This is a genomic window from Pontibacterium sp., assembly GCF_041587635.1.
Classification (GTDB): Bacteria; Pseudomonadota; Gammaproteobacteria; order Pseudomonadales; family Balneatricaceae; genus Pontibacterium.
Genome location: NZ_JBFGYC010000410.1, coordinates 1 through 3,734, shown reverse-complemented (window position 1 = coordinate 3,734; position 3,734 = coordinate 1). Strand labels below are relative to the sequence as shown.

The following is a 3,734-nucleotide window of genomic DNA, read 5'->3' as shown; positions in this document are numbered from 1 at the left end:
GTTAAACGGCCAATACGATTCAGTGTCCTGCGCAGCTGGTCATCCAGATCATGAATATGATCACTGACATCCAGCATACCTGCACTTAACACATGGCGGATAGAACCAACCTGCTGTTCCAGCTGATGTACGGCATCGTGAAAACGGGAAATAAACTGTTCACCTTCACGATCCATAAAGATCGCCAGCAATTCATCGGGGAACAATGCACGCACGCGCGCATCTGAGCGAATACAGTATTCGCCACGCTGAGTGCAGTAGGGTTTGTAATGTCCGGGGGGGATTTCGATACGCAGAATCGGTTTTCGGGCAATATTTTCCACGAAAATACCCAACTCTACCGTCGGAAAGCAGTCGGTTGCTTTGTTTACAATAACCAGTCGCGCATTGTCATCGACCTCACAACCCACAACCTCGCCACGCTGAACACCGTCCACGTCAGTATATTCGTCTACACCGACCAGAATAGTGCCGCCCAGCGGCGTATTGGCAAAGGCCACAAGATCACGGCTTTTTATGCCACTGACATCGCGTTTAAAGTCGACGTTCATGCCCTCTGAAACTTGCAACAGAGACAAAGTACGCCGACTGAGTCCCCGGTATTCTTTCTGAATACCGGGTTTAGTGTGCCTGTGCATGCAGAGCCTCCTGACGGACAGGCCCTACCAGTACTTATTTACTGATAGCAATCTTCATCGAAAGGATCGAGAGGATTTTCCAGCAACTGATCATTGCTGAAGTACAGGATGCTGCCTTCAAACTTCAGCTTTTTGCCAGAGAACCAACGATCCAGCTCTTCAACGCCTTCTTCTGATTCATTAATTTGCATCCAGCTACGTACCATTGAGTAGAAGTACACGGCAAATAAACCCGTCGCAACGCCCAAGAAGAAGTTAGACGCCAGTGCAAAAAGTAAAGCCACAACACCAGCGACCCATACCTTGCTGGCACGGGATGTTACGTAAGCACCACGAGCTGTGTCGAAGCGCTCTTTTAAACGAATATAACGACGAAAATTCTGTTGGATTTCGTACTTATCTGACGCCGAAAGAGTGTGTTCCATTGTCCATCCTTGCGAATGTAATTGTTTTAAATTGAGTATAACCAAGCCGGGAAGTAGCGTCTTCCCGACTAAAGTAAGGTTTCAGTTATGCCAGACTTTTGCTCACCACTTCATAAACATCCTTGGACAGCCCATCGCTATCAAGAATACGCTGAAGTTGAGCCTTCATCTGTTGCTGTCGCGCTTCACCATATTTCTTCCAGCGTGTCAGCGGTGTCAGCATCCGGGATGCCACCTGCGGATTTTGCTTATTCAGTTCAAGAATACGGTCACCCAGGAATCGGTAACCACTGCCATCCGCCATATGGAAGTTAATCGCATTCTGGCCGCAGAATCCACCCAGTAATGAACGAAGTTTATTCGGATTTTTCATATCAAAAGCAGGATGCTGCATCAGAGCTTCGACATCAGCCAATGTTCCGGGTTCCGGATTCGTTGCCTGAATCGCAAACCACTGGTTAACCACTAGCGCTTCATCCTGCCACTGCTGGTAAAAACGCTCAAGCAACTTGTGTGCGGCCTGCTTAAACCGGGAATGTGCAACCATGGCCAGCGCGGCTGACTGATCGGTCATGTTATCTGCGTTAACATACTGTTCTTCCGCCAACGCCAGATAACGAGCCTCTTCAGTGGCCATCAGATACGACAGACAGAGGTTCTTCAGGCTACGGCGAGCAATCGAGGTGGCATCAGGTGAATACTCACCAGCCAGCTCACAGGCTTCATAAACAGATAGCAAAAGAGACTCCAACTCTTGTGCTAACGCTTTACGCACAAAGTTACGGACATGATGAATCGCATCCACATCGATCTCGGTTGCCAGCTCACTCAGATACGCTTCACTTGGCAACGTCAGAACCTTCGCCACCATCGCTTTATCCAGCGCACTGTTTTCCAGGATCGCACGGAACGCGTCAACCAGACAGTTGTCCAGTGTCAGCTCTATCCCATTTTGATAGTCCTGAATCAACGACTGCATAATATCCACAGCGAGCTTCTGCGCCGCATCCCAACGCGCAAAACCATCGCTGTCATTCGCCATCAGGAACACCAGCTCATCACGCTGGTACGGGTAATGCGATTTAACCGGTGCAGAGAAACCACGTAGTAGCGACGGAACTGGACGGGACTGGATATTTTCGAACGTGAAGCTTTGCTCCGCTTCAGTCACATCCAATACCAATGTTGTCTCACCATTTGCCAGCGTTAAATCACGGCCCTGCTGATCCAGCAATCCCATCGCCAGCGGAATATGCATCGGCTCTTTGATCGCTTGCCCTGGGCTTGCCGGACAGCTTTGCTGCACATGCAGTACATAGCGATCTGCCTGAGCATCATATTCATCACTGATTTTCAGTTCAGGCGTTCCCGCCTGACTGTACCAAAGACGGAACTGACTCAGATCACGGCCTGATGCATCTTCCATCGCAGCCACAAAATCATCCGTCGTTACGGCCTGACCGTCGTGGCGTTCAAAATAGAGATCAGTACCGGCTCGGAATTGCTCTTCCCCTAACAAGGTGTGGATCATCCGCACCACTTCCGCCCCTTTTTCATAAATCGTCAGGGTATAGAAGTTAGAAATCTCGATAAAAGAGGCCGGACGGATCGGGTGAGCCATCGGCCCCGCATCTTCAGCAAACTGAGCTGTACGCAACAAGGCGACATCTTCGACACGCTTGACCGTACGGGAGTTCATATCCGCGGAAAACTCAGCATCACGGAATACCGTAAAGCCTTCTTTCAAGCTCAGCTGAAACCAGTCACGACAGGTCACGCGGTTGCCCGACCAGTTGTGAAAGTATTCGTGCGCAACAACACCTTCGACCCGCTGAAAGCCCGCATCGGTCGTCGTTTTTGGGTGCGCCAGGACACAGGACGTATTGAAGATATTAAGCCCTTTGTTCTCCATCGCCCCCATATTGAAGAAATCGACCGCCACAATCATATAGATATCGAGATCGTATTCGCGCCCGTACACCTCTTCATCCCAACGCATTGCGTTCTTCAAAGAGGTCATCGCGTACTCGAGCTTATCGAGATCTTTCTGCTCACCGTAGATCAATAGTTTTACATCACGATCAGACATCGTGGTGTAACTATCTTCGATGTATTCCAGATCACCCGCGACCAACGCAAACAAATACGCTGGCTTAGGGAATGGGTCTTCCCACGTGATCCAGTGGCGACCATCGTCACCCTCACCCTGCTCTACCGGATTACCATTCGACAACAACACCGGATACAGCGCTTTATCCGCTTCGACGGTAGTACGGAACACCGACATTACATCGGGACGGTCCGGGTAAAACGTAATCCGACGGAAACCTTCGGCTTCACACTGAGTGCAGAACATCCCGTCCGATTTATATAAACCCTCCAGAGCAGTATTGTCCTGTGGCTGAATACGGGTCAGGGTTTCACATAGAAAGGAGGCCGGAACGTTTTTGATAATCAGCTTTTCACCTTCTCGCTGATAATCCTTCTCCGACAACACCTGATCATTGATAGCAATGCGGCATAGCTCCACATCCTCATGACCAAACAACTCAAACGTAGCCGCAGCACTGCCTTCGACGTTGGCCATTACCTGCATCCGGGTACGGACAAGCGTATCCTGCTCATGCAGCTCAAAGTGCATATCAGTGCTTTCTATCAGGTAACCAGGTGC

At 49.9% G+C, this 3,734-nt stretch carries 3 protein-coding genes; all 3 read right to left on the bottom strand.

Annotated elements, in window-relative coordinates; genetic code table 11:
• A partial coding sequence (locus ABYW01_RS16515) for a helix-turn-helix domain-containing protein (RefSeq protein WP_372834795.1) occupies positions 1–638 on the bottom strand: 638 nt, incomplete at its 3' end.
• A gap of 38 nt (positions 639–676) precedes the next feature.
• Positions 677–1,063 carry a hypothetical protein gene (locus ABYW01_RS16510; protein ID WP_372834793.1) on the bottom strand — a complete coding sequence of 129 codons (387 nt, stop codon included), beginning with the start codon at positions 1,061–1,063 and terminating at the stop codon, positions 677–679.
• Between the two features lie 85 nt (positions 1,064–1,148).
• Positions 1,149–3,734: aminopeptidase N (gene pepN, locus ABYW01_RS16505; protein ID WP_372834791.1), on the bottom strand; the 2,586-nt coding region annotated here is incomplete at its 5' end.